The following is a 25,486-nucleotide window of genomic DNA, read 5'->3' as shown; positions in this document are numbered from 1 at the left end:
TCTATCGGATATAATAAATTATCTTAACTACGATAATAAGGTAATTTCATATATATACAACTTTGAAAGAGGTGGCTATCTTATGGCATCACAAGAATTAGATCTTTTACGTTCTCAAATTGATCAAATGAACCTACAAATTTTAGAATTACTAAATGAGAGAGGTCGTCTTGTTCAAGAGGTCGGTAAATTAAAAGAAGTGCAAGGTGTGAAACGATTTGACCCTGTACGTGAGCGTAATATGCTTGATTTAATCGCTGAGAAGAATGATGGGCCGTTTGAAACATCGACTCTTCAACATATTTTCAAACAAATTTTTCAAACAGGTTTAGAATTACAAGAAGATGATCACCGTAAAGCGCTTCTTGTTTCACGTAAGAAAAAATCAGAAGATACAATTGTTGATATAAAAGGTGAAAAAATTGGTGATGGCAATCCGCATTTTATTATGGGACCATGTGCGGTGGAAAGTTACGAGCAAGTGCGCCTAGTTGCTGAAGCAATGAAGGAGCACGGATTAAAGCTAATGCGCGGCGGTGCATTCAAGCCTCGTACATCTCCTTATGATTTCCAAGGTCTTGGCTTAGAGGGCTTGAAGATTTTACGTCAAGTGGCGGATGAATATGATTTAGCGGTTATTAGTGAAATTTTAAATCCAAATGATATTGAAATGGCATTAGATTATGTTGATGTGATTCAAATTGGAGCTCGTAATATGCAAAACTTTGAATTACTTAAAGCGGCAGGATCGGTGAACAAACCAGTATTATTAAAGCGTGGTTTATCAGCAACGATTGAAGAGTTTATGTATGCAGCAGAATATATTATCGCACAAGGTAACGGAGAGATTATTTTATGTGAGCGCGGCATCCGAACTTATGAAAAGGCAACACGTAATACGCTAGATATTTCCGCTGTGCCTATTTTGAAGAAAGAAACACATTTACCTGTCGTAGTGGATGTAACACACTCTACAGGGCGACGTGACCTCTTATTACCAACTGCAAAAGCAGCGATGGCAATTGGTGCTGATGCGGTTATGGCTGAAGTCCACCCAGACCCAGCTGTTGCATTATCAGATTCAGCGCAGCAAATGGATATTCCTGAATTCAATGAGTTTATGAAAGAGCTAAAAGCATTTCGTGCTAGATAATCAGAAGTGCTTATAAGGTCTATGCGACACTTATTGCATAGACTTTTTTGCGGGAAATATCCTTTTTTACATGAAAAATACGAAAATAGGAGAAAAGAAGCGAATTTTTTCGAAACTTTTGCGGGAAAATATTGTATGAGCCTGTATTTTTATCGTATCATTAGTAAAAGGACTCGGGAGTGACATCTTCAAATAGAGTTGATGTCTTTTTTTCATTTAAGTGAACCGATACATAAGGATAGATAATATATATAGAAGGAGTGTGTGAAGAGATGAACGTAACAATCTATGATGTAGCGCGCGAAGCAAACGTTTCGATGGCAACCGTATCACGTGTTGTAAACGGTAATCCGAATGTAAAGCCTACAACAAGAAAGAAAGTATTAGAAGCAATTGATCGTTTAGGGTATCGCCCAAATGCAGTAGCACGTGGACTAGCAAGTAAAAAGACAACAACAGTAGGTGTTATTATTCCAGATATCTCTAATACGTTTTATGCAGAACTTGCACGTGGAATCGAAGATATCGCAACAATGTACAAATATAACATCATTTTAAGTAACTCTGACCAAAATAGAGAAAAAGAATTTCATTTATTAAATACAATGCTTGGTAAACAAGTGGATGGTATTGTATTCATGGGTGAAGATATTACAGATACGCATGTAGAAGAATTTAAAAAGTCTCCAGTACCAATCGTCTTAGCAGCATCATTTGATGAGGAAAATGAAACATCATCAGTAAATATTGATTATACACAAGCTGCTTATGATGCAATGAAGCATTTCCTAGAACAAGGCCATAAGCGTATCGGTTTCGTATCAGGTCCTTACATTGATAAAGCGGGAAGTGCAAAGAAATTACAAGGTTACAAAAAAGCTTTAGAAGAAGTAGGTATCGCTTATGATGAAAATCTTGTAATTGATGGAGATTACACATACGATTCAGGTCTAGAGGCATTTGAAAAGCTTTGGGAACTTGATGAAAAACCAACAGCAATCTTTGTATCTTCAGATGAAATGGCACTAGGTGTAATTCATGCAGCACAAGACGTTGGTTTAAACGTCCCAGAAGATGTAGAAGTACTTGGTTTTGACAACACACGTCTTGCGTTAATGGTACGCCCGCAACTTTCAACAGTTGTACAACCAATGTATGACATCGGTGCAGTAGCAATGCGTCTGTTAACAAAATATATGAATAAAGAAAAAGTAGAAGATCATACAGTTATCTTACCTCATCGTATTCAATTTAGAGATTCAACGAAGTAAGAATAGGAAAACTCACAGCGTGGTGCTGTGAGTTTTTTTATTATCCATGCTTCCTTTTATAAATGATACTAGCTTACGATGGAAGTCGATATGTAATCGATGAGACCATTGATAATGGAGATATGTTGGAATTCTGCGTAGGACATGTTTTCATACATTTCAGGTTGAAAAACATTCATTTTGTTCTTTTAACGTTTTACTGTATTAGATTGGATTGGGGTCACAAGTGAAAAGTATATTACAACAATGATTAGTAAAATCCATGCCTTTTGGAACGATTCTCTCACGGAGAAAATGACATCTTAATATAATACCGAAAAGAAAACTTGGAAATAAAAATGCTATCGTATCTATTTTTTGTAAGGTTTTTATTAGAATATTTTAGTTTACACGTGCTTTGTCAATATTTGTTCTATTGAGAAAAGTCGTATTTTCCATTTTTAGAAAAAAATCACAATTTTTAAAATTATGTTATATTGAGTGCGGGGAAAAGGGACAATAAATATAGGGGTGGATACGATGAAAAAAATGAATCGAGTTATCATTGCGTTTTTAACAATCATTACGTTTGCAATCCCGGTAGGAATTGTTTCGGCAGCATCAGTAGCGAATGGGGAGTTAATTTATAAAGGTGGACAAACAGATTCAAAAGTATACTCTGATATTAGAGATGCGATACCTACTAATAGTAATAAATATATGGTATGGGCAGCTGTAAAAGTTTGTGGCAACACATATTCATCTGGATGGAAAGCAGATCAAGCCTATAAAGATGCGGACAGAAAATGGTATTGTGATGAAACTTCACATTACGATTATTATAAAAGATAATATTTAAAAATTTTTGCCCTTTTCCCTTCCTAACAATACTTTCGGATTGAATATGATGTGCAGGAGGATAGTATGAAAAAATTATTGTTTATCTTTCTAATTGGGCAGCTATTTCTGCTATCTTATATATTTAATAAATCTGTTTATGATATATATGAGTTGAATAATTTAGGAGATTCATCTCTTGATGGTTACATTGTAGAAGATGTTTCAGGGCATAAATTGAACGAGTTATATGAGAAAATGAATTCGGCATGCTTGTCGAATAATACGTGTCAATTACAACTCGTTAAAACACCTGTATCTAAGCATAATGAGTTTATTTATGATATATATCATAGTCAAGAAAAAGATATAAATAAGCCGAAATCAATTTCATCTGATACAGTTTTAAATTATCACCCATTAACAAAAGAAGATTTTGTTGATAGTAATGGCGTGTTTTATACGAATTTATCATTGGATCGATTAAATGATTTATCAAAGGCAATAGGAATTACTATTAACCCGTATCATAATGATATTGCTTATAGTCAAATTGTTACATACAATGTTTTAAACTTTGTCATTCTCTTTATACTGACACAATTGGTTTTAGTGATTTACACATTTACAAGAATCAAAGTAAATGCGATTAAAAAGATGCTCGGTTATTCGAAATTTAAAATGGTACAAGCGTCATTAAAAGATTTTATAGTGATGGAAAGCGTGATACTTGTTATTACATTAGGTGTTCATTTTCTATATTATGTATTCGTTGGTAATGTTGTATCACGTTATTTTTATTTATTGTTAGTGTTTCTAGTGCTAGTGATCGCAATAAATGTTGTCATGTTACTATTTACGCAAATTAGTTTAAGATTTATCGATATAAATTTGATGATAAAGAACAAAGTATATTCGAACAGATTAAATTATATTTTATATGTAATTAAAATCCTGCTAATATTATCTATCACAGTTTCGGTTTCCTCGTTTATCTCGAATTACAGAGAGTATAAAGCTAAGTCGAGAGATTTAGAGCGCTATACGAAATTAGAGGGGTATTTTACATCGAATGGCTTTAACTCTAATGAGGATGAAAAAGCACGCAAAAATCCGAAAATAATCGCAGAATATGGTGATGCTGTTCAGAAAATGTATCGTCATTTTGATGAACAAGAAAAGTTATACGTGAGTGATGCTTACATTCTCGAATTATTAAAACCAACATATTTAGAAATGAACGGATTAACAAAAGAGGATTTATATACTTCTATAAAAGATAATTACATAGTAGTTAATGAAAGATATATAAATGATTTTATGAAAATTAAGAATGAAACAGGAGCGAAAATAACAAATTTCCATGTAACAAAACCTACTATCCTGGTGCCAACTAAGTATAAGTCCGAGGAATCAAAAATTAAAAAGATGTATATTGAACAATACAATCAGTTGCTGAACTATAATGAAAATTTTGGAATTCCTAAATCCGACTCGAAGAACATTGATAATGTAGAAGTTATCTACATTGCTAATAATCAAGAACATGAATTGTTAGGTAAAAATATGTCTGAAGATGATTCTGATATGAAACTTAAAGATACAATTATTATGATCGATCAAGGAAACTTTGGTAGCTTATATTATTATGATCAGTTAAGTTCGGGTAACGTTTATTTTCATTTAAACCAAAGAGATGAATTTAACCAAATACTTGCGAAGCATCATTTGAATAAACTCGTAAATGTTGGCACGCTGCTAACGCCTTATATGGATAAAGTGCATTTTGTAGAATTTATTATGTACAATTCTTTAGTCTTTACGTCACTATTCTTATTCACATTAATTTTTGTAATTTGTATTTCAAATTATGTGGATATCATATCGAATAGTAAAAGGTACGCAATTCAATATATGTATGGCTATAGTATAATGAAAACATTTAAATTACATTTGATCGTATATGCGATGTTGCTAAGTATGATCGTTATGAATATATTTATAGAATTTAACGTTCCTTTCTATATTTGCATACTCGTAATAGATTTTATTGTTTTATTATATTTATACAAAAAGATTATTAAAAACGATATTCACAAAATCGTTAAAGGTGGATAAAGATGGAGATTATAAAACTCGTGAACGTGTCTAAAACATATGAGAAAGAAGAAGTACTCTCAAATGTTAATTTAACGGTAGAGAATGGTGAAATGATTGCAATTACTGGAGAAAGTGGAAAAGGAAAAACGACACTCTTAAATATTATTGGCTTAATTACGAAAAAAGATAAAGGGGATTTATTGTTATTTGATACAAAAAATCCGTCGATTCATTCGAAAGAAGCGATGATGTTCAGAAGAGAAAAGATAGGTTATTTATTTCAAAATTATGGGTTAGTGGATGATGAAACGGTAAAATGGAATTTAAATTTAGCCCTAGAATACAAGAAGTTAAGTAAAAAGGAGAAAATCGAAAAAATCGATGTGCTTTTGAATGAATTTAAACTATCTCATTTGAAAGAAAAAATGGTCTATCAATTAAGTGGTGGAGAGCAGCAACGAATTGCACTCATACGATTAATCCTACAAGAAAGCGATTTAATACTAGCAGACGAACCAACTGCTAGCTTAGATGCCGAAAATGAAAAAGTGATATTGCAGTATTTGGAACAATTAAATAAAAAAGGAAAAACAATCGTGGTTGTGACACATAATCAAGATATCTTACCTTATTTTTCGCGTGTCATTCGTTTACATGAATTGTCTTAAAGGAAGAAAAAAGTGCAGAGTTATGAGTGGAAACCTCCAAAACTCTGCACTTTTCTATTGCCCAACATAACTGGTTCTTTTATTTGTGTAAATAAAAATAAAGTCTTAATTATTTTCAATAAATGCCCATAGTTCATCCGTATTACACAGATTATTATCCCCTGTATTGTACATGATCCAAAATCAAATTTCCCTATAATTACGCAATGTCATGTATAATAGAAAGAAAAGGCTTGTGGGGGGGAAGAGATGATTATTCTTTGGATAATTACGCTTTGTATGACCGCTTTTTTTGCATATATGACGTTAAAACAAAATGGCCTAAAGCGCTTTGTTCCAGGAAGTATTCTTGCAGGAATTGCCCTTATCACGTATGTAGCTTCTATTTTTATTGAAAGTATTTCAGTCAATGTAAGCACGGGCCTCGTATTTGTTGCGATTACATTATTTGCAGGTTCGATTATGGTACTCGTGGTTGCTGGTATTATTTTATTCATTCATATGAATTCGGAAACGTTATAAAATATAAAGAAAGGCATGTCCCACGAGGGGCATGCCTTTTGTCCGTTCAATTATGCGTTGTCTTTTGAAGCATTTTGTTGTTTCAATAAGTCGCGAATTTCGCCAAGAAGTACTTCTTCTTTTGTTGGTTCTGGAATTTTTTCTATTTTTTCTTCTTCTTTTTTGAATGCTAGTTTATTAAATAGCTTAATGAATAAGAAGATAGAGAATGCGATGATTAAGAAATCAACAACCGTTTGAATAAACGCACCATATTTTACAACAGCGCCTCCAAATTTAAAGGAAAGCCCTGTGAAGTTTATTCCTCCAAGTAGTAATCCAACTAATGGCATGATAACATCTGCTACTAATGAAGAAACAATTTTACCAAATGCACCACCAATTACAACCCCGACAGCTAAATCCATAACATTCCCTTTTAAAGCGAACTTTTTAAATTCGTTCAACATGTGTAATACCCATCCTTTCCACGATTCAGTATAAAATTTATAATTCCTATCAACATATTCTATAGAAGTTTTTGTTAGAAATAAAGAGAAAATGGGAATGAAAGTAAATTCTGAAAAATGTATCCGTTTTATTTTATACCTTAAAATATAAATATTAATTTTTCATAAACTGCTGCTAAAATAACTATAAAATCGCTTGAGTATTCGGAAATATCTTCTTATGCTTATGAATAACATAGGAAAGTTTATAAAGTGAGGAATTGAGTCATGTCTATTAAAACAAGGTTTCTGTTGTCTTATATTGCAGTTATTTTTGTTTCAATTACTCTGTTGTTAGTTATGGGTTTTTTGATTATTTTTTCTATAACAGGGAATTTGGAGTCAGTGAAAAATTTCTATAAGAGTTCGTATATTCAAAGGCCACTGACACCAGAGGAAGAAAATGCTTTTCTTGAATTGAAATCAGCAGCTAAGCAGAATCAATCACAACTATTAGATGAAGCCATTATGCCGTCATTAGAGAAAGAAGATGTGAAAATAGTTGTAAGAAAAGGAGACGCAATTTCATATGCGTCAAAAGCAATTGGAAGTTCTAATTTAAAAGAAGCTCTTCCGAAATTTGAAGCAACGAATATTAATAGTCGTGGTACGGTTGAATTAAATGACACATTTTATCGCTACGTAAAGTTTGATTTTTATTTTCCTCATAATGAAGAAGGAAGTATATTTGTATTGAATAAGCAAAGTTCGTATGTGGAACTAACCGAAAAGCTATTTCCCATATTGTTTATATCGTTATTACTGTTGGCTATTTTCATCATTGGATTATTAAGTTATTTCGTTTCAAGAAGTGTAATAAAGCCTATTCTTATATTGAAGGATGCAACTGGAAGAATTAAAGAAGGAGATTTACATTTTCAAATTCCAGTTACGTCTCATGATGAAATTGGTCAATTAAACCAAGCATTTGAAGAAATGAGGCAGAAACTAAAAGAATCAATTGAAGTGCAAGCACAATATGAAGAGAATCGAAAAGAACTTATTTCGAATATTTCCCATGATTTAAAAACACCCATTACATCTATTATTGGATATGTAGAAGGAATAAAAGATGGAGTTGCAAATACACCCGAGAAGATGAACAAATACTTAACAACAATTTATACAAAAGCAACACATATGGATACACTTATTGATGAACTCTTTTTATTTTCAAAATTAGATTTGAATCGTGTGCCATTTCAATTTGAAACGATAGAACTGTATACGTTTATGGAAGATTTAATAGAGGAAATGCGGATGGACTTGAGTAAGTATGGAATTAACTTGCACTTACAATCACTTAAAGCTTCGCAACTCTATGTAATAGCTGATCGTGAGAAAGTAAAACGAGTTATATCCAACTTAATTCATAATAGTGTGAAGTACATGGATAAGCCGCAGAAAGAAATTACGGTTACATTATTAGATGAAGAGAATGCAGTAATTGTGAGAGTTACAGATAATGGATCGGGTATAGAATCTGATAAACTTCCATATATTTTTGAACGTTTTTATCGTGCAGAACAATCCCGTAATTCTAGTACAGGTGGAAGTGGACTTGGTTTAGCCATTGCAAAGCAAATTGTTGAAGAACACGGCGGAAAGATTTGGGCGGAAAGTAAATTAGGAGAAAGCACAAGTATTTTCTTCTCATTGAAAAAAGTACAGGAATGTGGTGAGTAGAGTGAAGAGGATTTTACTAATTGAAGATGAGGTAAGTATTGCAGAATTACAGCGAGATTATTTAGAGATTCATGATTTTCACGTGGATGTACAACATTCAGGTGAAACAGGATTGCAATGCGCTTTACAGGAACAATATGATCTAATTATTTTAGATATCATGCTTCCAAAAATGAATGGATTTGAAATTTGTAAACAAATACGTGCTGTGAAAGATATTCCTATTTTGCTTGTTTCAGCTAAAAAAGAAGACATCGATAAAATCCGTGGGCTTGGACTAGGGGCTGATGATTATATTACAAAGCCGTTCAGTCCAAGTGAATTAGTTGCAAGAGTAAAAGCACATATTGCCCGTTATGAAAGATTGTCTGGAAATATGATCAAGCAGAGAGATATGTTACACATACATGGGATTTCTATTGATCAACGAGCGAGAAAAGTATTCATAAACAATGAAGAAGTTGCTTTTACAACAAAAGAATTTGATTTACTTACATTTTTTGTGCTGAACCCGAATCAAGTGTTAAATAAGGAACAGTTATTTGAACGTATTTGGGGATTAGATTCAGCTGGAGATTTAGCTACAGTTGTTGTTCATGTGCGGAAGTTACGTGAAAAAATTGAAAGAGATCCTGCTAATCCGCAATATATTGAAACGGTGTGGGGAGCTGGATATCGCTTTAACGTATAGTGAACCTGTCAAAGTATTGACAGGTTTTTTTATGTTTAAGGGAAGTAAGATCAACAGAATTAAAAATATATTACCTTTATTTAATCTTTTTTTAAGAATTTATTTATTGGCAATTTATACTTGCCATCTACTATAGGTATCACAGGAACAAAGTGAACAGATAAGAAGATATGAGGAAACAGGTATCTGTTATATGTGCACGAGGTGGTTGAATATGAAATGAAAATAATCATTTGGAGGTTTGATGAGGATGAAAACAATAAAATTTTTAGTACCAGCTATGATTGGCTTTACAGTAATGGTAACAGGATGTGCGCAAGGGGAAACAAAAGCAGAAGCAAAACAGGAGACAAAACAAGAAGCGAAAAAAGAAAAGAAGAAGCAAGAAGCGCAGATTACAAAATTACAACCATTAAACGCGATGACATTGCAACTGACATTTTCTAAACCTTTATCAGAAGAAGAGGTGAAATTAGAAAACTTAGAGGCAATTAAGAAAAATTTTGTTTTTGATAACGGTTTAGAAGTTGTGAATGTACCACGATTAAAAACAGGTGCCACAAGTACATATATTGTACCTGTTACAGTTCAAAAACCCGGTACAGCATATAAGGTGAGTTATAAAGGTGGAAAAAAAGAGAAATTCGAGGCGAGTACTGAAAAAATTAATGTTCGCCAAGCGAAACAAGTGACAAATGATACGTTTGAAATTGAATCATTTTTAGAAGATGGCGTGACAGATTATGCAAACATTATTGAGGCATACAAAGCTGGAAGAGGAGATCAAGCGTTTCAATTAGATGAAGAAAATAAAGATAAAGAAGGAAAACAATATCAAATTATTTCTTCACTACGTGATCGAAAACTAACCATTACATCAAGTGCAGGAGAACAAATTGTAGTAGGATATGTTCCGTTTACACAAGCCGCAGATGGCAGACAAGCACCTAAGTTTCGTCTACCTGCTGGCCAAACGTTACAACCAGGTGTGACGTATACAATAACATCGGATTGGGCGACGATTAAGAATCCGACTTTTACTGCGGAAACTATTGAGCCACTTGCGATTCAAAGCGCTGAAGCGATAGATAATAAGTCAATCCAAATTACATTAGAGAAAGATCCAAGTATGGAACTGTTTGCTGGGCGAAAAGTAGAATTACAAGGTGAAAATGGAAATCGAGTAGAAGCACAATATCGTTTTTCTTCTCGAAAAGGAGCAGTAGGAATCTTTGATTTACAAAATGGTGCAACGTTACAGCCAGGTAAGAAATATACAGTTGTACCGATGAATGGCTGGGCAACTGCAAATCAGGTGGAGTTTGTAGCGAAATAAAGAAAAGTTTTAAACCAGCAGCAAGTGATTTAGTACTTGCTGCTTTCGTGCTGTAATGATTTATAGAAGGTTTTAATGATAAATGCAAAACGATTGCTTTCTTCTAAAAAAGGATAATGGTTACTATACTCAAATGGAATAAATATAGAATTTGGTATACTTTCGTGCATCTCTATTGAATATTGCAAGGGGCACTGAACATCGTGTTTCCCGCAAATAATTAATGTGTTTACTATGATAGATGAAAGCTGATCTTTCAAATCAAAGTGTAGATATTCTTTAGCAAAAGCATTCATTCGACTTACTGCCATTATTTTATAAATAGGTTTTGAAAAATATATTTTGTAGTGTTCGGGTTCATATAAAGATAACTTTGTTCGCTTGGTTGATAATGCACTTCGCTCTTCTTGTGTAAGATGAGAGAGTTTCAGTTCTTCGATAATGTCTTGCATATATTGAAATTGTGGATGGTCTGGATGATAAATACAATCTGGTGTTTTTGTGTAGTTACTAGCAGCGGCACCGACAACAACTAAGGATTGTAAGGAGTCTGGGAAAGTAATAGCGTATAGCAGTCCAAGCATCCCTCCTGTAGAATGACCAGCGAAATGCCATGATGAAAATTGTAATGTTTCTTTTATAGCCTCTAAGTCTTTAATTGTCTCACTCATGCTTAATTCATTTTCCCTTGTAGCTTTCGCAGAACGACCAGTATCTCGCAAGTTGATAAGAAAAACACGGTGAGTAAGAGTAAAGCTCTCCGCAAAATAATCACCGGTTTCATTAAATTGTGAGTAATGATGAGTAATACAAAGTGGTTCCCCGCTGCCTTTTATAAAGATTTCAAAAGTACCGCGTTTCGTATGTATGAGTTGTCCTTTCCACATAAGATATCACCTTTCATGAAAAAGAATAGGAGAAAACCTCCTATTCTTGTAAATTAATATAAAGCCTTTTTCGTATTATTCCGAATAATCTCGAGGCATTTTGCCACTGTTAATGCATTTTTTTCTTCAATTTCTGGTTTTCGAGGGATGGGGTTATACATGTTGTTAGGGTCTTCCCATGTAAGCGGAAGTCGGGTAGGTGCTTGTCCTTTCCAAGTTTCAATCCATTCTGGAGGGAGATAACCTGAGATGTTTTGGATGTTGTTCATTTCGAGCCAAATGAGTGCCCATGCTCTTGGAACGACGCGCCATATGTCGTAGCCGCCACCGCCAACCGCAATCCAGCGTCCACTGCAGTACTCATTGGCGATTTCATGAGCAAGCTTTGGAATTTCATGATAAATTTGCATCGTTGCACAAAGGTGAGTAAGAGGATCATAATAATGTGCATCGGCTCCGTTTTGCGTTAAAATGATATCCGGTTTAAAGTAAGCTGCGACTTCTTTTACAACAGTGCGATAAGAATGTAAAAAAGATTCGTCTTCTGTAAAGGCATCGAGTGGAACGTTAAAAGAATAACCGTAGCCCATGCCTTGGCCGCGTTCATTTACAGCACCGGTTCCAGGAAATAAATAGCGCCCGGTTTCATGTAGTGAAATGGTGCAGACGTTAGGGTCATCATAAAAGGACCATTGTACACCATCACCGTGATGGGCATCTGTATCAATGTATAAAACGCGCAAGCCATATTTTTTCTGCATATATTTTATAGCGATAGAGCTATCGTTATAAATACAAAAACCGGATGCTTTACCTCGGAATCCGTGGTGCAGTCCACCGCCTAAATTTAATGCATGCTTTACTTGACCTGAAAGTACGGCATCTACAGCTGTTAATGTCCCACCAACAAGTAAGGCACTTGCTTCATGCATATTGGGAAACATGGGTGTATCTTCTGTCCCAAGACCATATGACATTGCGACTGATTGTTCTAATTTTCCTTCTCCAGCACGTTTTACCGCATTTATGTATTCCTCTGTATGAATGAAAGCAATCTCCTCATCTGTTGCCATTCGCGGTGGAATGACTTGAGAAGGATGAATAAGCCCGCTTTTTTCTAATAAATCGTAAGTGAGTGTAACGCGGAGCTGATTAAAGGGATGTTCAGGGCTAAAGGAATAGCCCCGAAAATCATCTGAATAAATGAAGGCGCTCGTCATGCTTGCATCCCCATTATATTTGGCCATAAAACATGGTAGCCTTTTTTCTCTAACGCTTCAATCACTCTTAGCGGATTCATTGTTTGGATGCGGAAAACGAGTACTTTCTCATTCTCATCTTTTGCTGGATAGACGAGAACGCTCACAATATTAATGTGTAATTCACTAAAAATCGCAACGACTTTTCCAAGAATACCAGGTTCATTTTTTACTTGAATTTCAATTTGTGAACTTGGTTGATGAGCACCTGTTAGCTTGACGAGTGTATGCAATACTGTGGATTCCGATATGATTCCAACAAGTTTACCACCCTTTGTAACAGGAAGACAGCCGATTTTATTTTCAAAAAATAGCGTTGCAATTTCCTCAACAAAATCGAGAGGATGGCATGTCATAACAGGCTGTTTCATAATTAATTGAATCGGTTGCTTAAGCATATCCTTTGAAACTTCTTCATCGAGAATTGAGGGACTTGCATCACGTACGTCACGGTCGGAAATAATACCGACTACGTTGTTGTTATGACCAACAATTGGAATGTGACGAATGCCCTTTGTACGTATTGTTCGGATTGCGGTTTCAATTGTGTCATCTGGTTGCAGTGTAATTACATCATGATTCATAATTTCTTCTACAATCATTCCATATGCCCCCTTTCTTAGTACATAAACCGATTTTGAAAGCGTAAGCGGTCAAATGCTTGGATGGAGTTTGTATCAACGCGGTTGCCAATGCGAACCATTAAGCAGTTAGCAGGGTGAGAACAAATTTCTGGGTCATCCGTTGCCATCCATTGTAAGCCACCAGCATTCATCATTTTCTCCATCACTTTTCGGTATTCCCAAACATTTAAACCAGTTTGTTTTAAATCCCAGTGCCAATAATATTCAGTCGTTAATATAATATAATCTTCCATATGATCATCCATCATAGAAACTTCTAATAGATTTTTTCCAACAGAGCATCCGCGAAATGCTGGAACGACCTCAATTGCTCCAAGTTCAATTAAATCGTCCATTTTCCCTTCTGACCATCGTTCTAATGGATCCGGATATAGGTATGTAACATAGCCAACAATCGTTTGATCATGTCTAGCAATAATGAGACGAGCTTCTGGTAATTTAGAAATTTCGACAATTGCTTTATATTGTTGTTCGGCAGGACGGAATGCAACTAAATCTGGATGAAATTCATACATTTCAAGATTATGGGTGGACACAGGACCTTCGATAATTAAGGTTCCTTTTGCTGTTTTTAAATTTCTTGCATTATATATTTTTTTATGAATCAATGCTTTGCTCACCACCTTGAGGGTTTGTGAATCTACTTTATATCGTATCTTACAGTATATGCGATGTGAATCGAATTTTGTCAGTAAAAATTTGTCTAAAAATCAACAAAAATACTGAAAATTTTAAATAATGTTATTATAATAGATAATAGAATACATAGGAGGGGGATGTAAAGTATGAAAGTAGAAACACTTCCTGTTATTAAAGGAGAAAATAATTTGCTTGATTATAAAGAAGCATATGCAAATTTCAACTGGGAAGAGGTTAATAAAAACTTTTCTTGGTTTGAAACAGGCCGAGTAAACATGGCATATGAGGCAATTGATAGACATGCGAAATCTGATCGAAAAAATAAAGTGGCCCTTTATTATCAAGACGGATCGCGTAAAGAGAAATATACGTTTAAAGAAATGAAGGAGTTCTCCAACAAAGCGGGAAATGTCCTGAAAAACTATGGTGATGTAGAAAAAGGCGATCGCGTCTTTATTTTTATGCCGCGTTCACCAGAATTATATTTTGCACTTCTCGGTGCAGTGAAATTAGGAGCGATTGTTGGCCCGTTATTTGAAGCATTTATGGAAGGGGCAGTACGCGATCGCTTAGAAGATAGCGAAGCAAAAGTGCTAATTACAACACCTGAATTGTTAGAGCGTGTTCCGCTTAATGATTTACCAGCGTTAAAAACAGTCTTTCTTGTTGGAGAGAATGTAGAAGAAGGCGGAAAACTTGTTGCGTTTAATCCATTATTTGAACAAGCTTCTAATAAGTTGCAAATTGAATGGTTAGACCGCGAAGATGGATTAATTCTTCATTATACGTCCGGTTCTACAGGGAAGCCAAAGGGCGTTCTCCATGCGCAAAATGCAATGGTGCAGCATTATCAAACGGCAAAATGGGTGCTCGATTTAAAAGAAGACGATGTATACTGGTGCACAGCTGACCCAGGCTGGGTAACAGGAACTGCTTACGGCATTTTTGCACCGTGGTTAGTAGGTGGATCAAATGTCGTTTTAGGAGGACGCTTTAGCCCAGCGGCATGGTACGAAGCGTTGCAAGATTACGGTGTAACAGTTTGGTACAGTGCACCAACAGCATTCCGCATGTTAATGGGAGCTGGCGATGGAGAGATTAAGAAGTACGATTTATCAGCACTACGTCACGTACTAAGTGTTGGTGAACCATTAAACCCAGAAGTAATTCGCTGGGGAATGAACGCATTCGGCCTTCGAATTCATGATACATGGTGGATGACAGAAACAGGAGGACAAGTAATCTGTAACTATCCTTGTATGGAAATTCGCCCTGGTTCAATGGGGAAACCAATTCCAGGTGTGAAGGCAGCAATTGTTGATAATGAAGGAAATGAAGTGCCGCCATATACAATGGGGAACTTAGCGATTGCTAAGGGATGGCCATCAATGATGCGCGCTGTTTGGAACAATCCGCAAAAATATGAGTCTTACTTTATGCCAGGAGATTGGTATGTATCGGGTGACTCTGCTTATATGGATGAAGATGGCTACTTCTGGTTCCAAGGACGTATTGATGATGTAATCATGACGTCTGGTGAGCGCGTTGGCCCATTTGAAGTAGAAAGTAAATTAATTGAACACTCTGCAGTAGCAGAAGCGGGTGTAATTGGTATTCCAGACCCAGTGCGCGGTGAAATTATTAAAGCATTTATCGCGTTACGCGCAGGATATGAAGCATCTGATGAATTAAAAGAAGATATTCGTCAATTTGTGAAAAAAGGCTTAGCAGCTCATGCAGCGCCGAGACAAATTGAATTCCGCGATAAATTACCGAAAACGAGAAGTGGTAAAATTATGCGACGCGTGTTAAAAGCGTGGGAGCTAAACTTACCAACAGGTGATTTATCAACAATGGAAGATTAAGAGAAAAAGGTCTGAATGGATATTTCATTTAGACCTTTCTTTTTTGTGCTATCATAAACGATGAATAACTTATATATACGTGTCAAAGGGGATGCTATTATGAAAACAGAAAAAGAAAAGATGATACAAGGAGAAATGTATGCACCTGCTAATCCTGTGTTAGTAGAAGATAGGAATCGTGCTCGCTTATTAACAAGAAAATTAAATGAAATGCCAGAAATAAAATATGAAGAGCGTAGTGCAATCATAAAAGAACTATTCGGAACGACAGGTGATAATATTCATGTTGAATCTTCTTTTAAATGTGATTACGGCTATAACATTCATGTTGGGGAAAACTTTTATGCGAACTTTGATTGCGTGATTTTAGATGTATGCCCAGTTACAGTCGGTGAGAACTGTATGTTAGCCCCGGGGGTTCATATTTATACGGCGACACATCCACTTGATGCAATGGAACGTATCAGTGGCAAGGAATTTGGAAAATCAGTAACAATTGGGAATAACGTTTGGATTGGTGGGAGAGCTATAATCAATCCAGGGGTTACAATTGGAGATAACACCGTGATTGCTTCTGGTGCAGTTGTAACGAAGGATGTTCCTGAGAATGTTGTAGTTGGTGGGAATCCTGCGAAAGTAATTAAAAAAATAAAATAACTTTTTTTGAACCATTTGCCTCTGTCGGTTGTATAAGTGTATGACATGATAGATGAGGAGGCGATTTACGTGTACATGGGGTTTATTATTTCAGGTGTTGTAGTAGTTGTGCTGATGATTGTTATTCTTGGGATTTTAATACCTTTTGATAAGAAGTATATTGTACGAAAAAAAGGAAATAAAATAGATTTTACAAAAACAAAAGTGTATTTTCAGTGGAATGTATTTGATACAATATCTGTCTGTCTTGCGGTGTATGCGTGCATATGCGTACAAGTATTAAATATTTTAGTCTCTTGTGGATTTATGATTAAAAATCCGTACGTCCAGTTTTTTACGAATCAATCACAAGTGTGGACACTTGTAGCAATTGGGTACTTAATTAGCCGAATTTCTTTAACCTTAAAAGGAATAAAGGAGATTAAAAAACATGGCGCAGATTGGGATTAAGGAAGAGCTCATGCTTGCGTATCAAAATGGAGATAGGCGAGCTGGAGAAAAACTATATGTCTTAATTAAACCCGCGCTATATACATTTCTATATCGCTTTAACCGTGATGAGCAATTGAGCATAGATCTCGTTCAAGACACGTTTTTAATGTTAGAACGTAAGAAGTATATGTATGAGATTGAAAAAGGAAAGATTAAAACATATTTGTTCCAAATTGGTTATCGGCTCATGATTAATAAATTGAATCGAAGAAAAAAGTGGCGATCTCTTTTGCCGTTTTTAGTACCAATACAGGAGGGGAAGATTTCACAAGAAGATCGGCTCACAGTAAGGGATGCAATTTTGAAAGTTCCTGAAGATCAGAGGGCTGTCCTTATTCTTTATTATTATCATGATATGCAACAAAAAGAGATTGCTCAGATACTTGGTATTCCTGTAGGAACGGTAAAATCGAGACTTCATGCTGGTATGAAGAAATTGAAACAATTGCTGGAGGTAGATGACATTGAACGAAAATCCCTTTGAGAAAGAATATAAACTGAAACAACATTTAGATAGCGATTATGTAGAAGTACCAAACTTTTCAAAGAAAGTAAATCGTTTCGAGCGATTGCTTCGGTTTCTTGCCTCTCCAGCGAAAGATCCAGTGGAAGCTATAATTGGAAATGATTTATCGATTGTGTTTCATGCTTCACTATTAGCGGGTGTTCCGCTTCTCTCACTTATTACGATATTAATCACGACTTTGTAAAAAAATGGGGGACTGAGAAATTTCCACACCTCTATTTGACACGCCTATACAAATAATGATATAAAGAAAAGTATATGAATAATTGAGCGTGGAAAGGGAGAAGTAGTGATCATTTCCCTGTTTTAGAGAGCTGATGGTCGGTGGAAATCAGCACATAGATGATCGCGAATTACGCCCCTAGAGCATCTTTTTTCGATTGAATCGTATTCAAAAGGGAAAAGACGGTGTTGAGCCGTTATGTGAATGAGGTGGTAGGCTTTTGTCTGCAACTAGGGTGGTAACGCGATAAAAAAATCGTCCCTTATTTGAGGGGGCGATTTTTTTATGTCTTCACATTTCACGCTCTATTAATTTAAAGGAGAGTATGTAGGATATGGGTATTTTACAAGATCTTGAATTTCGCGGACTAATTAACCAGCAAACAGATGCTGAAGGCCTAGAGCAACTATTAGAAAAAGAAAGTGTAAAGTTATACTGTGGTTTTGACCCAACAGCAGACAGCTTACACATCGGTCATATGTTACCAGTATTAATGCTACGTCGTTTCCAATTAGCTGGTCATCAACCAATCGCGCTTGTTGGTGGCGGTACAGGTATGATCGGAGACCCAAGTGGTAAAAAAGCAGAACGTACATTAAATACAAAAGATACAGTTGCTTACTACACAGAAAGTATTAAAAAGCAGCTTTCAAACTTCTTGGAGTTTGAAAATGTAGAAAACCCAGCAACAATGGCAAATAACTATGACTGGCTTGGAAATTTAGACGTAATTACATTCTTACGTGACATCGGTAAAAACTTCGGTTTAAACTACATGTTAGCAAAAGATACAGTTGCATCTCGTTTAGAAACAGGTATTTCATTTACTGAATTTAGTTATATGATTTTACAATCATACGACTTCTTAAATCTATATCAACAACAAGGTTGCCGTCTGCAAATTGGTGGTAGTGACCAATGGGGTAACATTACAGCGGGTCTTGAATTAATTCGTAAATCAGAAGAAGATGCGAAAGCATTCGGTTTAACAATTCCACTTGTTACAAAATCTGATGGTACGAAGTTTGGTAAAACAGAAGGCGGCGCGATTTGGTTAGACCCAGAAAAAACAACGCCTTACGAGTTCTACCAATTCTGGATTAACACAGATGATCGCGATGTTGTAAAATACTTGAAATACTTCACGTTCTTATCTCATGAAGAAATTCTTGAGCTAGAAAAACAAGTAGCTGAAGCACCAGAAAAACGTGCAGCGCAAAAAGCTTTAGGTTCTGAAATGACAAAACTTGTTCACGGTGCAGAAGCATTAGAACAAGCTATTAAAATTTCTGCAGCTTTATTTAGCGGTTCTGTAGCTGAATTAACTGCAAGCGAAATCGAGCAAGGTTTCAAAGATGTACCATCTGTAGAGCGTAGTGCAGAAGATACAGTATTAATCGATTTGCTTGTTGAAAGCAAAATTTCACCATCAAAGCGTCAAGCACGTGAAGATGTGACAAATGGTGCAATTTACGTAAACGGTGAGCGTATACAAGCATTGGATTATGTTGTAACAGAAAAAGACCGCATCGAAGGTAGATTTACAATTATCCGCCGCGGTAAAAAGAAATATTTCTTAATTCGTTACTAATAAAAAGCTTTGAGGAGATTTATCCTCAAAGCTTTTTTTGTTTTAATCTCCTTTTCATGTTCATACGAAAATCACATGTAAGGAGTATCATAAGAGTATAAGTAAAAAGAAAGGAGTGGTAAAACAAAATGTCACTAGAAGCGCTCATCATCTTTTCTTTGCTAAATGCGGGGCAGCTTGCTGAGAATACAAAAGGTGATATACATACAAGTCCAAAGGATGCGTATGTGTATGTGGAGAAACAAGAAGAAAATAAATAATATTATTATATATATAAGGAAATTCAAAAAGGAGGATAAAGATAGCAAGCAGCTATCTTTATCCTCCTTTTTAAACAGCACTATAAGAACGAAAAAAGCCGATCCAAAGATCGGCTTTTTGTCATTAACGAGAGTAGAACTCTACGATTAATGCTTCGTTGATTTCAGCAGCTAATTCAGCGCGCTCTGCATGGCGAGTGAAAGTAGCTTCTAATTTGTCAGCATCGAAAGTTAAGTACTCAGGTACGAAGTTGTTAACTTCGATTGCTTCTTTGATTACAGCTAGGTTGCGAGATTTTTCGCGAACGCTAATTGTTTGACCTGGTTTAACACGGAAAGATGGGATGTCTACGCGAGCGCCATCTACCATGATGTGGCCGTGGTTTACTAATTGACGAGCAGCGCGACGAGTGCGAGCTAAGCCCATGCGGTAAACTAGGTTGTCAAGACGAGCTTCAAGAAGGATCATGAAGTTTTCACCGTGTTTACCTGACATTTTACCTGCTTGGTCAAATGTGCGACGGAATTGACGTTCAGTCATGCCGTACATGTGACGAAGTTTTTGTTTCTCTTGTAATTGTAAACCGTATTCAGAAAGTTTCTTACGTTGGTTAGGACCGTGAGGACCTGGTGCGTAAGGGCGTTTTTCTAATTCTTTACCTGTGCCGCTTAGAGAGATTCCAAGACGACGAGACAGTTTCCAAGCTGGACCTGTATAACGAGCCATAGTTGACTCCTCCTTTAGTGTTTTTATTTTCGTAAAATAAAAACAGGCGTAATTGATATTTACGGGTATTTTGTTTTCATGTACCTTCGCTCCAGCAGCTGGGAGTTACGAGATACACCTCACAACAGAGGAACAAAATACAAACGATAAACTCATATTACAAGGCTGCCTTTTTATTTTACACAAACGCTATTATATCTTTTTGCTGGAATTTCGTCAAGCGAGTTCTTTTTTGTTTTATTCATGGAAATTGTGGAAATTGCAAGAAGGAATTCGAAGCCGTATGAAAGAAAGGATAGCAACATAGAGAAAACGCTTACATAAAATAGAGCATAAGGGGGATGTTTGTATGAAAAAGAAACATATAGAAACAGCGCTTATTCATCACGGGTATGATTCCAAGCTGCATAAAGGGAGTTTAACGCCACCACTATTTCAAACTTCAACGTATACATTTGAAACAGCGCAGCAAGGAGAAGCGAGTTTCGCTGGGCAGGATCCATCTTATATTTATTCGAGACTTGGAAATCCGACTGTGGAATTGTTCGAGGATCGCATGGCTGTTTTAGAAGGGGGAGAATCGGCGCTAGCGTTCGGTTCTGGAATGGCAGCGATTTCGGCGACACTTCTTGCGTTTTTACGTGCTGGAGATCATATCATTTGTTCGAATGGATTATATGGGTGTACGTACGGGTTTTTAGAAGTACTAGAAGAGAAATTTATGATTACCCATTCACTATGTGATATGGAAACAGAAGAAGAGATTGAGTCAAGCATACGTCCGAATACGAAAATAATATTTGTTGAAACACCAATTAATCCAACAATGAGACTGATCGATTTAGAGAAGGTTATTAAAGTGGCAAAACAAAATGAATTGCTTGTCATTGTCGACAATACATTTTGCTCACCTTATTTACAAACACCTCTTACACTTGGCTGTGATGTTGTTCTTCACAGTGCTACAAAATATATTGGTGGCCATGGGGATGTTGTTGCAGGTGTGACGGTTTGTAAAACAAGGGAACTAGCTGAACAAATTCGTCCGATTCGAAAAGATATTGGGGGGATTATGGCACCTTTTGATGCGTGGCTCTTGCTACGTGGGTTAAAGACGTTAGCTGTACGAATGGATCGGCACTGTGAGAATGCAGAAAAAGTAGTAGAGTTTTTGCGGAATCACGAAAGTGTTGCATCAGTTTGGTATCCAGAAGGAGAACTAGCATCTCACCAAATGAAACGCGGGGGCGGTGTGATTTCATTTACGATTAAAGGTGGAAAAGAAGAAGCACAGGCGTTCATGAATGAGTTGCAATTCATTACAATTGCAGTGAGTCTCGGTGACACAGAGACGTTAGTGCAACACCCAGCAACGATGACGCACGCTGTTATTCCAGCGGCGGTACGACATGAAATGGGGATTTTTGACAATTTAACACGCTTGTCTGTCGGATTAGAATCATGGGAGGATATTGTTTCTGATTTAGCGTACGCGTTACAGAAGCTATCGAATACATTTTCTCATGTGAATGGAGAATGAAAAATGAGCCATCGATTTACGGAATCGATGGCTCTTCTCTTTTACATATGTTTTAGGAGCGTTTCCACAAATTTCTCTAAATAGTGTTGATCTACTTCATCGAAACGGTTTTTTTCGGGACTATCAATATCTAGTACGCCGATGACGTTGCCTTCTTGTATAATCGGTACAACAATTTCGGAATTAGAGGCGCTATCACATGCGATATGCCCTGGGAATTGATGAACATCTGCAACAAGCTGTGTTGTTTTTGTTTCAGCTGCTACGCCGCAAACACCGCGCCCAAATGGGATGCGAACGCATGCTGGCATTCCTTGAAATGGTCCAAGTACAAGCCCTGTTCCTTCTGTTACATAAAAGCCAACCCAGTTAATACGCTCTAAGAATTGATTTAAAAGAGCTGAAGCATTTGCTAAGTTAGCAACTACATTTGATTCACCAGTTAACAATGCATCAAGTTGCTTAATTACCGTTTCGTATTGCTCTTCACGTGAGCCTGTATAACTTTCTTTTGTAAACATGGAAACGTCACCCTTTCTATCGAGAAATGTAAAATCATAGCAAAATACGCTGTATTTCATATGACTTTGTCGATAGAAAATTAAAGGAATTTGTCTTAAAAGTCAAGAAATTTAAACTATAGCTGTTCAGAGTGAGAGGAAGTGAGCACGTGAAGCAGACGAAACAAAAAGTAATTGATGCGGCAATTTCGTTGTTTTACACGAAAGGGTATGATGGGACATCGGTGCGCGATATTGCAAAGCGGGCGAATGTGAATGTGGCTAATATTTCATATTATTTTGCTGGAAAGAAAGGTTTATTAGAACAGCTTATAACGGATTTTTTAGAAGGATATATCGGAGTAATTGAGAGGGCATTTGAACAAAGAGAGTACTTACCAGCTAAAGAAGTGTTGAATCAAATTGTACGAGGCATTTTGCGCTATCAGTTTGAACATAGGGAACTTACTCGATTCTTTTACCGAGAGCTTTCACTTGATACAACGTTAATCCGGGAAGTGATGACTGTTTATTTTTCTAAAGAAAGATATTATATAGAGCAAATCATTAAGCAGGGACAAATGCAGCAGGAGTTTCAGAAAGTGTCTTTTACAATGTTTATGACGCAATTAAAGGGTATGATAAACATGCCATATTTATATCCGCAATATATAACAGAAGTCTTGCATTCGTTTCCGTCAGAAACATTCTTTTTGGAAATGTATACGAAAGAAGTAGAGCAATGGATGGAACAAACATTATGTAGACTACATATGTATTATCCTCTGCCGCGAGCAGTTCATATGTAGAATACCCCCGCCATATTGTAGGTGGGGGTATTTTGTGGCGTGTGTTTCAAGGTTTAATTTCCTCTTGTATACGTTCTTGTTTTCGTTGCCATAAGTTGTTGCATAGTAAAGCGATAATTGTAATTATCGCTCCAATTATTTCAATTCTTTCAATTTGATAGCCCCGAAAAATGGAACCTATAAGTGCGAGCACAGGGACTAAGTTCATAAATAAGATGCCGTTAATAGATGAAATAAGGCGATTTCCCATGTTCCAGCAAAAGACGGCGACAACACCAGCGATAATGGACATATACAATAGTTCAAATCGAACTGTAGCGATTGTATAAAATGTAGGTATGGAAATGAATTTCATATATGTTAGTACAATGACAGTACAAACTAACGAAATGGATCCAAATAAACATGTGAGTGTTGTATAGCGAAGTGGCGACCAAGTTGGAAAATGAGAACCGCCGTTTGTGTAAATAACCCAACAAATAACGCCAGAGAGCATAAGTATATTTGTTGAAACATGTCCTGCTGCTCCAAATAACATATGACTATTACCTTTGGAAATAACAAGTAGCACACCTATCAGTGCACAAAACATACAAAGGAATGTATAGTTTTGTGGTTTTTTCTTCTTTAAGACCCATTGTAATAATAAAGCGAGTATCGGCATAAGAGACTGAATCATGGCTGCGTGAATAGCCCCAGAAGGTCCTGCTAATTGCTGTCCGTAGAAAACAAGAAATCCGTATCCAGCAAAACCGACTGTACCATAGAATAATAAATAGAAAGCTTGTTTTTCTAAGTGAAAGGCGCTTTTTCCTTCAATTATGAAGAGAAGAATAATAAAAATGATAGCTGCTGATCCGTAACGAAAAGTAGTGAAAAAGAATGGATCAATAAATTGCAGAGCGCTGGCCATAACTGGAAACATAAATCCCCAAGCTGTTACAGCGAGTAAGCATAAAAGAGAGCCAAATAGTATTTGTTTTTTATCCAAGAGTATCTTTCTCCTTCTTATTTCGATATAGTGGGTTCATAAAAATAAGCATGAGATGAGTATAGCGCTCACTTTCTATGGACAGGAAATATTGATTTGTTATAGCGGTTATAACTTTTGGTTAGAGGTGTATATCAGATGGATTTTGAAGCAGTACAATCGTTTATTGAGGTGAAACATACGAGAAGTTTATCGAAAGCGAGTAAACGTCTGCATATTTCACAGCCAGCCCTTAGTAAACAAATTCAAAGATTAGAGGCGGATTTAGAAGTTAAATTATTAAAACGTTCTACACAAGGAGTGGAGTTAACAGATGCTGGAGAGCTATTTATAAAACGTATTGAGCCAATTATAGAACAAATAAATGAAGTGAAGGGAGAGCTGAAAGAGTATCAAGAAAAGAAAAAGATTTCAATTGGAGTATTACCAAGTTTAGCTGCTCATTACATATCAAAATGTAAGAGTATATTAGAAACATACGAAGTAGAGTGGCAAATTGAACATACGAAAGTGTTAATGGAGTTATTCCGTGAGAGAAAGATTGATGCAATGTTAATTGATTCGGAAGTGGAGGGAGCCAAGTTTGTAAAAGAAGTAAAAAGAGAAAGTATCGTTTGCGTGGTTTCAAATGAACATGCTTATAAAGACGAACATACGATTCAAATAAAGAATTTACAGCATGAAAAACTTATTATTTATCCGGAAATTTGTGATATCAGAAAAATGATTATGACAACATTCAAAGGAATGGGTGTTAAACCTACTATTGCTGTAGAAACATCATACGCAGAGCCGATGCTTGCGATGGTTCGGGCTGGCCTTGGTATTACGTTATTACCAGAAATTGCAGTGAAGCAAGCTATGCAAGCTGGGATTCGTGTTATGCATGTGGAACCAACGTTAACGAGAGTAATTTATTTTATATCACATAGGGAAGAGATGTCCTTATTAAAGGCGTTACAGTAAATATTTGAAAAAGAGATACAGAAATTTTTAGGAAGTAATATTACAAACGGATCAAAAGAAACATGAAATTTTAAAAAAAACTAGGTCAAAAACACGTCATTACATGATATGATTAGTACATTGTTAGTTGTTAAATATAGGGGATTCCCCTTTTTATACATAATGCCTTCCATTTCATA

The 25,486-nt window shown here is 36.0% G+C and carries 27 protein-coding genes and 1 other annotated feature; of the genes, 19 read left to right on the top strand and 8 right to left on the bottom strand.

What is annotated here, in order from left to right; translation table 11 throughout:
* Positions 1-82: 82 nt before the first annotated feature.
* The 6 genes from QRY57_RS22990 (at position 83) to QRY57_RS22965 (ending at position 6,530) form a co-directional block, all read left to right on the top strand.
* On the top strand, positions 83-1,153 hold the full coding sequence (locus QRY57_RS22990) for a bifunctional 3-deoxy-7-phosphoheptulonate synthase/chorismate mutase (RefSeq protein WP_286016183.1): 1,071 nt from the start codon (positions 83-85) through the stop codon (positions 1,151-1,153).
* Between the two features lie 272 nt (positions 1,154-1,425).
* A complete protein-coding gene (gene ccpA, locus QRY57_RS22985; protein WP_026593707.1) occupies positions 1,426-2,424 on the top strand; it encodes a catabolite control protein A in 999 nt (332 codons plus the stop codon).
* Between the two features lie 519 nt (positions 2,425-2,943).
* Positions 2,944-3,255 carry a hypothetical protein gene (locus tag QRY57_RS22980; protein ID WP_098302294.1) on the top strand — a complete coding sequence of 104 codons (312 nt, stop codon included), beginning with the start codon at positions 2,944-2,946 and terminating at the stop codon, positions 3,253-3,255.
* Positions 3,256-3,327: 72 nt separating this feature from the next.
* The gene (locus tag QRY57_RS22975; protein WP_286016182.1) at positions 3,328-5,358 is read left to right on the top strand and encodes a hypothetical protein; all 2,031 of its coding nucleotides are present in this window, start codon (positions 3,328-3,330) and stop codon (positions 5,356-5,358) included.
* A gap of 2 nt (positions 5,359-5,360) precedes the next feature.
* The gene (locus tag QRY57_RS22970) at positions 5,361-6,008 is read left to right on the top strand and encodes a putative bacteriocin export ABC transporter (protein ID WP_098302296.1); all 648 of its coding nucleotides are present in this window, start codon (positions 5,361-5,363) and stop codon (positions 6,006-6,008) included.
* 249 nt (positions 6,009-6,257) lie between these two features.
* A complete protein-coding gene (locus QRY57_RS22965; RefSeq protein ID WP_026593703.1) occupies positions 6,258-6,530 on the top strand; it encodes a DUF3917 domain-containing protein in 273 nt (90 codons plus the stop codon).
* A 50-nt stretch (positions 6,531-6,580) separates the two neighbouring features.
* Here the strand turns inward: QRY57_RS22965 and mscL are convergent, their stop codons facing one another.
* Positions 6,581-6,979, bottom strand: coding sequence for a large conductance mechanosensitive channel protein MscL (gene mscL, locus QRY57_RS22960; RefSeq protein WP_286016181.1), 399 nt, complete (start codon positions 6,977-6,979; stop codon positions 6,581-6,583).
* Between the two features lie 267 nt (positions 6,980-7,246).
* Between mscL and QRY57_RS22955 the strand changes: the two genes are divergently transcribed.
* The 3 genes from QRY57_RS22955 (at position 7,247) to QRY57_RS22945 (ending at position 10,731) form a co-directional block, all read left to right on the top strand.
* Positions 7,247-8,704 (top strand): sensor histidine kinase, encoded by a 1,458-nt coding sequence (locus QRY57_RS22955; protein WP_286016180.1) that lies wholly within the window; start codon positions 7,247-7,249, stop codon positions 8,702-8,704.
* A gap of 1 nt (position 8,705) precedes the next feature.
* Positions 8,706-9,395: a response regulator transcription factor gene (locus QRY57_RS22950; RefSeq protein ID WP_035415654.1), complete on the top strand. Its 690-nt coding sequence runs from the start codon at positions 8,706-8,708 to the stop codon at positions 9,393-9,395.
* Between the two features lie 250 nt (positions 9,396-9,645).
* The gene (locus tag QRY57_RS22945; protein ID WP_286016179.1) at positions 9,646-10,731 is read left to right on the top strand and encodes a hypothetical protein; all 1,086 of its coding nucleotides are present in this window, start codon (positions 9,646-9,648) and stop codon (positions 10,729-10,731) included.
* A gap of 29 nt (positions 10,732-10,760) precedes the next feature.
* Here QRY57_RS22945 and QRY57_RS22940 read toward each other — a convergent pair whose 3' ends face one another.
* The 4 genes from QRY57_RS22940 to acuA are packed head-to-tail and all read right to left on the bottom strand — an operon-like array spanning position 10,761 to position 14,129.
* Complete coding sequence (locus QRY57_RS22940) at positions 10,761-11,618, bottom strand: alpha/beta fold hydrolase (protein ID WP_286016178.1); 858 nt, start codon at positions 11,616-11,618, stop codon at positions 10,761-10,763.
* Between the two features lie 53 nt (positions 11,619-11,671).
* The gene (locus QRY57_RS22935; RefSeq protein WP_286016177.1) at positions 11,672-12,838 is read right to left on the bottom strand and encodes an acetoin utilization protein AcuC; all 1,167 of its coding nucleotides are present in this window, start codon (positions 12,836-12,838) and stop codon (positions 11,672-11,674) included.
* Positions 12,835-13,479, bottom strand: coding sequence for an acetoin utilization AcuB family protein (locus QRY57_RS22930; RefSeq protein WP_026593696.1), 645 nt, complete (start codon positions 13,477-13,479; stop codon positions 12,835-12,837). The genes QRY57_RS22935 and QRY57_RS22930 overlap by 4 nt, the downstream gene beginning before the upstream one ends.
* Before the next feature lie 17 nt (positions 13,480-13,496).
* Positions 13,497-14,129, bottom strand: coding sequence for an acetoin utilization protein acetyltransferase AcuA (acuA, locus tag QRY57_RS22925; RefSeq protein WP_026593695.1), 633 nt, complete (start codon positions 14,127-14,129; stop codon positions 13,497-13,499).
* A 177-nt stretch (positions 14,130-14,306) separates the two neighbouring features.
* On the opposite strand from acuA, the gene acsA reads away from it, so the two are divergent.
* From acsA to QRY57_RS22890, 7 genes are all read left to right on the top strand, one after another.
* The gene (acsA, locus tag QRY57_RS22920) at positions 14,307-16,025 is read left to right on the top strand and encodes an acetate--CoA ligase (RefSeq protein WP_286016176.1); all 1,719 of its coding nucleotides are present in this window, start codon (positions 14,307-14,309) and stop codon (positions 16,023-16,025) included.
* Between the two features lie 99 nt (positions 16,026-16,124).
* Positions 16,125-16,682, top strand: coding sequence for a maltose acetyltransferase domain-containing protein (locus QRY57_RS22915; protein ID WP_286016175.1), 558 nt, complete (start codon positions 16,125-16,127; stop codon positions 16,680-16,682).
* A 75-nt stretch (positions 16,683-16,757) separates the two neighbouring features.
* Positions 16,758-17,132 carry a hypothetical protein gene (locus QRY57_RS22910; RefSeq protein ID WP_349775682.1) on the top strand — a complete coding sequence of 125 codons (375 nt, stop codon included), beginning with the start codon at positions 16,758-16,760 and terminating at the stop codon, positions 17,130-17,132.
* Positions 17,113-17,658, top strand: a complete 546-nt coding sequence (locus QRY57_RS22905; protein ID WP_286016173.1) for an RNA polymerase sigma factor — start codon at positions 17,113-17,115, stop codon at positions 17,656-17,658. Before QRY57_RS22910 ends, QRY57_RS22905 begins: the two co-directional genes overlap by 20 nt.
* Entirely contained in the window at positions 17,639-17,884 is a 246-nt protein-coding gene (locus QRY57_RS22900) for a hypothetical protein (protein WP_286016172.1), read from the top strand. Before QRY57_RS22905 ends, QRY57_RS22900 begins: the two co-directional genes overlap by 20 nt.
* 80 nt (positions 17,885-17,964) lie before the next feature.
* Positions 17,965-18,189, top strand: a binding site (T-box leader).
* A 68-nt stretch (positions 18,190-18,257) separates the two neighbouring features.
* Positions 18,258-19,514 carry a tyrosine--tRNA ligase gene (gene tyrS, locus QRY57_RS22895; RefSeq protein WP_286016171.1) on the top strand — a complete coding sequence of 419 codons (1,257 nt, stop codon included), beginning with the start codon at positions 18,258-18,260 and terminating at the stop codon, positions 19,512-19,514.
* Positions 19,515-19,642: 128 nt separating this feature from the next.
* Entirely contained in the window at positions 19,643-19,774 is a 132-nt protein-coding gene (locus tag QRY57_RS22890; protein ID WP_026593691.1) for a hypothetical protein, read from the top strand.
* Between the two features lie 124 nt (positions 19,775-19,898).
* On the opposite strand, the gene rpsD is transcribed toward QRY57_RS22890, so the two are convergent.
* Positions 19,899-20,501 carry a 30S ribosomal protein S4 gene (gene rpsD, locus QRY57_RS22885; protein ID WP_286016170.1) on the bottom strand — a complete coding sequence of 201 codons (603 nt, stop codon included), beginning with the start codon at positions 20,499-20,501 and terminating at the stop codon, positions 19,899-19,901.
* A gap of 349 nt (positions 20,502-20,850) precedes the next feature.
* Here rpsD and megL point away from each other — a divergent pair, with 349 nt between their 5' ends.
* Complete coding sequence (gene megL, locus QRY57_RS22880; protein WP_286016169.1) at positions 20,851-22,041, top strand: methionine gamma-lyase; 1,191 nt, start codon at positions 20,851-20,853, stop codon at positions 22,039-22,041.
* A gap of 41 nt (positions 22,042-22,082) precedes the next feature.
* Here megL and QRY57_RS22875 read toward each other — a convergent pair whose 3' ends face one another.
* Positions 22,083-22,562, bottom strand: coding sequence for a GAF domain-containing protein (locus tag QRY57_RS22875; protein WP_026593688.1), 480 nt, complete (start codon positions 22,560-22,562; stop codon positions 22,083-22,085).
* Positions 22,563-22,711: 149 nt separating this feature from the next.
* Between QRY57_RS22875 and refZ the strand changes: the two genes are divergently transcribed.
* Positions 22,712-23,350, top strand: a complete 639-nt coding sequence (refZ, locus tag QRY57_RS22870; protein WP_026593687.1) for a forespore capture DNA-binding protein RefZ — start codon at positions 22,712-22,714, stop codon at positions 23,348-23,350.
* Positions 23,351-23,396: 46 nt separating this feature from the next.
* On the opposite strand, the gene QRY57_RS22865 is transcribed toward refZ, so the two are convergent.
* A complete protein-coding gene (locus tag QRY57_RS22865) occupies positions 23,397-24,341 on the bottom strand; it encodes a DMT family transporter (RefSeq protein ID WP_286016168.1) in 945 nt (314 codons plus the stop codon).
* 138 nt (positions 24,342-24,479) lie between these two features.
* On the opposite strand from QRY57_RS22865, the gene QRY57_RS22860 reads away from it, so the two are divergent.
* Entirely contained in the window at positions 24,480-25,307 is an 828-nt protein-coding gene (locus tag QRY57_RS22860; RefSeq protein WP_090687917.1) for a LysR family transcriptional regulator, read from the top strand.
* Positions 25,308-25,486: the final 179 nt, after the last annotated feature.

Source organism: Bacillus arachidis (assembly GCF_030285945.1).
GTDB classification, from domain to species: Bacteria; Bacillota; Bacilli; order Bacillales; family Bacillaceae_G; genus Bacillus_A; species Bacillus_A arachidis.
The sequence above is the reverse complement of the archived record's forward strand: the minus strand, read 5'-3'. Positions and strand labels throughout refer to the sequence as shown.

Coding starts and splice junctions, on each gene's coding strand:
- QRY57_RS22990 (WP_286016183.1), top strand. CDS start 83: ATGGCATCACAAGAATTAGATCTTTTACGTTCTCAAATTGATCAAATG.
- ccpA (WP_026593707.1), top strand. CDS start 1,426: ATGAACGTAACAATCTATGATGTAGCGCGCGAAGCAAACGTTTCGATG.
- QRY57_RS22980 (WP_098302294.1), top strand. CDS start 2,944: ATGAAAAAAATGAATCGAGTTATCATTGCGTTTTTAACAATCATTACG.
- QRY57_RS22975 (WP_286016182.1), top strand. CDS start 3,328: ATGAAAAAATTATTGTTTATCTTTCTAATTGGGCAGCTATTTCTGCTA.
- QRY57_RS22970 (WP_098302296.1), top strand. CDS start 5,361: ATGGAGATTATAAAACTCGTGAACGTGTCTAAAACATATGAGAAAGAA.
- QRY57_RS22965 (WP_026593703.1), top strand. CDS start 6,258: ATGATTATTCTTTGGATAATTACGCTTTGTATGACCGCTTTTTTTGCA.
- mscL (WP_286016181.1), bottom strand. CDS start 6,979: ATGTTGAACGAATTTAAAAAGTTCGCTTTAAAAGGGAATGTTATGGAT.
- QRY57_RS22955 (WP_286016180.1), top strand. CDS start 7,247: ATGTCTATTAAAACAAGGTTTCTGTTGTCTTATATTGCAGTTATTTTT.
- QRY57_RS22945 (WP_286016179.1), top strand. CDS start 9,646: ATGAAAACAATAAAATTTTTAGTACCAGCTATGATTGGCTTTACAGTA.
- QRY57_RS22940 (WP_286016178.1), bottom strand. CDS start 11,618: ATGTGGAAAGGACAACTCATACATACGAAACGCGGTACTTTTGAAATC.
- QRY57_RS22935 (WP_286016177.1), bottom strand. CDS start 12,838: ATGACGAGCGCCTTCATTTATTCAGATGATTTTCGGGGCTATTCCTTT.
- QRY57_RS22930 (WP_026593696.1), bottom strand. CDS start 13,479: ATGATTGTAGAAGAAATTATGAATCATGATGTAATTACACTGCAACCA.
- acsA (WP_286016176.1), top strand. CDS start 14,307: ATGAAAGTAGAAACACTTCCTGTTATTAAAGGAGAAAATAATTTGCTT.
- QRY57_RS22915 (WP_286016175.1), top strand. CDS start 16,125: ATGAAAACAGAAAAAGAAAAGATGATACAAGGAGAAATGTATGCACCT.
- QRY57_RS22910 (WP_349775682.1), top strand. CDS start 16,758: ATGGGGTTTATTATTTCAGGTGTTGTAGTAGTTGTGCTGATGATTGTT.
- QRY57_RS22905 (WP_286016173.1), top strand. CDS start 17,113: ATGGCGCAGATTGGGATTAAGGAAGAGCTCATGCTTGCGTATCAAAAT.
- tyrS (WP_286016171.1), top strand. CDS start 18,258: ATGGGTATTTTACAAGATCTTGAATTTCGCGGACTAATTAACCAGCAA.
- QRY57_RS22890 (WP_026593691.1), top strand. CDS start 19,643: ATGTCACTAGAAGCGCTCATCATCTTTTCTTTGCTAAATGCGGGGCAG.
- rpsD (WP_286016170.1), bottom strand. CDS start 20,501: ATGGCTCGTTATACAGGTCCAGCTTGGAAACTGTCTCGTCGTCTTGGA.
- megL (WP_286016169.1), top strand. CDS start 20,851: ATGAAAAAGAAACATATAGAAACAGCGCTTATTCATCACGGGTATGAT.
- QRY57_RS22875 (WP_026593688.1), bottom strand. CDS start 22,562: ATGTTTACAAAAGAAAGTTATACAGGCTCACGTGAAGAGCAATACGAA.
- QRY57_RS22860 (WP_090687917.1), top strand. CDS start 24,480: ATGGATTTTGAAGCAGTACAATCGTTTATTGAGGTGAAACATACGAGA.